This window comes from Streptomyces sp. NPDC058964, assembly GCF_042741275.1.
Taxonomy (GTDB): Bacteria; Actinomycetota; Actinomycetes; order Streptomycetales; family Streptomycetaceae; genus Streptomyces.
On record NZ_JBHYKH010000484.1, the window covers coordinates 4,332 to 6,925 of the forward strand.

Sequence of the window (2,594 nt, forward strand, 5' to 3'; positions counted from 1 at the left end):
ACTCGTGCTATCTTCTGCGTGGGCCCCCCCCTCTTAACAGAGTCTATTTCTACGTGCGCCGGGGGGGCGTTTTTTTGCCGTCACACCAACCCCCCCGCCACCCATCGTTTCGATGCCGCTCAATGCTTGAAGACGTCCTTGGTCTTCTCCTTGGCCTGACGCGCGTCGCCGCGAGCCTGCTCAAGGCGCCCCTTGGCCTCCAGGCTCTCGTTGCCCACGGCGCGTCCGGCGGTCTCCTCGACCTTTCCCTTGGCCTGCTCTGCCTTGGCCTTCGCCTTCTGGTTGCGAGCCATGTTTTCACATCCCAACGTCTCTATGGGCGTGCGTTCCGAGTTGCCGCTGCGCCTTCCTTCAAACATCGAAATTATGATTAATTGCGATCGGATGATTCGTCGGCTGGTCGGGATTGAATCCCCATTCATTCCGGCCGTTCCCGCGTGTGCGGGCCTGGCGCGATTGATGTTGTTCGCTATGATCGGGCCATGCCCGCCGATCCTGACTCAGGCTTCCGTCCGCACCGCGTCGTCGTCCTCGCCCTCGACGGCCTGCTCCCCTTCGAGCTGGGAATCCCGCACCGGATCTTCGGACGCCCCATGGACACGGAGGGGCGGCACCTGTACGAGGTGATCACCTGCTCGATCCGGCCGCCCGGCCCGGTCGAGACCGACGCCGACTTCACCATCCACGTTCCGAACGGTCCGGAAGCCCTGGCCGACGCCGACACGGTCATCGTCCCGGCCTCGTACGAACTGGGACCCCTCTTCGAGGACGGAGCGCTGACCGGTGAACTGGCGGCCGCGCTTGCGCACATCCGCCCCGGCACCCGGCTCGCCTCCATCTGCACGGGCGTCTACGTCCTCGCGGCCGGGGGCTACCTCGACGGCCGCCCCGCGACCACGCACTGGGCCGACGCCGAGCACTTCCAGCGGCTGTTCCCCCAGATCAAGGTGGACGCGGACGTCCTGTTCATCGACGACGGCGACGTGCTGACCTCCGCGGGTGTCGCAGCCGGGATCGACCTGTGCCTGCACATGGTCCGCCGCGACCACGGCACCGCCGTCGCCAACGAGGTCGCCCGCCGCACGGTCGTACCGCCCCACCGCGACGGCGGTCAGGCCCAGTACATCCACCGCCCGGTGCCGGACCCCCAGGTGGCCACCACGACCGCCGCCCGCGCCTGGGCGCTCGGCCGGCTCCACGAGCCGATCCAGCTGCGGGACATGGCCGAGCAGGAGGCCATGTCCGTACGCACCTTCACCCGCCGCTTCCGTGAGGAGGTCGGCGTCAGCCCCGGCCAGTGGCTCACCCAGCAGCGCGTCGAACATGCCCGGCACCTGCTGGAGTCCAGCGGCCTGTCCATCGACCAGGTGGCCCGGGACTCGGGCTTCGGCACGGCCCAGTCGATGCGCCAGCATCTGCAGGCGGCGCTCGGTGTCACGCCCACGGCCTACCGGCGTACGTTCCGCGTGGCCGGCGGTGGGAGCGATCGCCCCGGCAGCGTAACCACGCCGCTCTGACCCGTCCGCGGCGGCCGGGGCGAGGAGGATATTCTCCTCGGCATGAGTGAGGGGGACAGCGGCAGACGGGTCGTCGACGGCCGCTTCGAACTACAGGCCAGACTCGGTGGCGGTGGCATGGGCACGGTGTGGCGCGCCCATGACCTGCTGCTGCACCGCAGCGTGGCCATCAAGGAAGTGCGACCGCCGGACGCCGGTCTCGCCGAGTACGACCCGGAAGCCGCCCGGACGCTGCGGGAGCGGGTGCTGCGCGAAGCCAGAGCGCTCGCCAGGGTCGACCATCCGAACGTCGTGACCATCCACCACATCGTCGACGGCGGTGGCGACACCTATCCGTGGATCGTCATGGAGCTGGTCGAGGGCGGCTCGCTGGCCGATCGGCTCGCTCAAGGCCCCATGGCCCCCGCGGAGGCGGCCCGGCTGGGCCAGGGTGTCCTGTCGGCACTGCGCGCGGCGCACGCCGCCGGCGTGCAGCACCGTGACGTCAAACCCGCCAACGTCCTGCTGCGCCGCGACGGCCGCCCGGTCCTCACCGACTTCGGGATCGCGGCGCTGCGCGAGTCGAGCACGCTCACGGTCACCGGAGCGATCATCGGCACCCCCGACTACATGGCACCTGAACGCATTTCGGGCCGGCCGGGAGGCCCCGAGGCGGACCTCTGGTCGCTGGCGATGATGCTGTACGTGGCGGTCGAGGGCGACCACCCGCTGCGCCGGGACACGACACTGGCCACGCTGGCCGCAGTGCTGTACGAACCCGTACCGCCACCCATGCGCGCGGGCGCCCTGACCGACGTCCTGAACCGCCTGCTGGTCAAGGACCCCGCGGCGCGGCCGGACGCCGAGACCGTCGAGCGCATGCTCGCCGCCGCGGCCCGCCCCGGCCCGGAGCAGGCCGCCACGTCGTACTCGCTGGCACCGCCGACTCCGCCCGCACCGCCGACGGTTCCCCCGTCGTACGGACCGACGACCGGCACCCCCCCGGCCCCCCGCCCCAGGCCCGCCCGCGCCGGTGGCCGGCCCCCCGGGGCGGGGGCCCAGGAACCCCGAACCGGGCCCCCCCCGGGGGCACCCGGG

Annotated in this window: 3 protein-coding genes; 2 read left to right on the top strand and 1 reads right to left on the bottom strand. The window is 71.2% G+C overall.

Features of this window, described 5'->3' with window-relative positions; translation table 11 throughout:
• Positions 1-119: 119 nt before the first annotated feature.
• Positions 120-293, bottom strand: coding sequence for a CsbD family protein (locus ACFW2E_RS37825; RefSeq protein WP_384473870.1), 174 nt, complete (start codon positions 291-293; stop codon positions 120-122).
• 189 nt (positions 294-482) lie between these two features.
• Here ACFW2E_RS37825 and ACFW2E_RS37830 point away from each other — a divergent pair, with 189 nt between their 5' ends.
• Both ACFW2E_RS37830 and ACFW2E_RS37835 read left to right on the top strand, forming a co-directional pair.
• Positions 483-1,517 (top strand): GlxA family transcriptional regulator, encoded by a 1,035-nt coding sequence (locus tag ACFW2E_RS37830; RefSeq protein WP_384473873.1) that lies wholly within the window; start codon positions 483-485, stop codon positions 1,515-1,517.
• Positions 1,518-1,559: 42 nt separating this feature from the next.
• Positions 1,560-2,594, top strand: a 1,035-nt coding sequence (locus ACFW2E_RS37835) for a serine/threonine-protein kinase (RefSeq protein WP_384473876.1), incomplete at its 3' end; no start/stop codon positions are given.